The organism is Mangrovihabitans endophyticus (genome assembly GCF_014646155.1).
GTDB lineage: Bacteria > Actinomycetota > Actinomycetes > Mycobacteriales > Micromonosporaceae > Actinoplanes > Actinoplanes endophyticus.
The window spans coordinates 1-520 of the sequence record NZ_BMMX01000208.1 but is presented as its reverse complement, the minus strand read 5'-3'; the positions used below and the strand labels follow the sequence as shown (position 1 = coordinate 520).

General features: G+C 41.7%; 2 protein-coding genes. Both read right to left on the bottom strand.

Annotated features, from left to right (window positions below; all coding sequences use genetic code 11):
• Nucleotides 1-171: hypothetical protein (locus tag IEY73_RS34950; RefSeq protein ID WP_505744167.1), on the bottom strand; the 171-nt coding region annotated here is incomplete at its 3' end.
• A gap of 45 nt (nt 172-216) precedes the next feature.
• On the bottom strand, nt 217-520 hold a 304-nt coding region (locus IEY73_RS34945), incomplete at its 5' end, for a hypothetical protein (RefSeq protein ID WP_505744166.1).

The following is a 520-nucleotide window of genomic DNA, read 5'->3' as shown; positions in this document are numbered from 1 at the left end:
TTCAAAAAGATCGCGCACTTCTTTAATGGGGGCGTTTTGAGTGTAACGCACTTGCGCCAAACTCCCCCCCGCAAAATCAATCCCTAAAGAAAACCCTTTGAAAAACAAAAGCCCCAACGCTAAAAGTGCTAAGATCGCTGAAACAACCACCCCATAATTGGAATAACGCATGAAGCTTAAGATTCTAGTTTGTTTGAATAATTCCATAAAATTCTCCTAAGCTCTTTTATTCACGCCAAACCAAAAATAAAGGCTTTTTGTTTGGGTGAGTTTAGGTAAAAGGGCTTGATAAATCCCTTGCGTGCCTACAATAGCGGTGATAATAGAGGCTAAAATCCCAATGCCTGTGGTTAGGGCAAAGCCTTTAATCGCTCCTGTGCCATAAGCGTATAATAACACTGAAGCGATCAAGGAAGTAATATTAGAATCAAAAATCGCCCGGCTCGCATTGATATAGCCTAAATGGATCGCCTTAGCGATGCCCTCATTCTCTCTTAAAACCTCTCTAATGCGCTCGTTG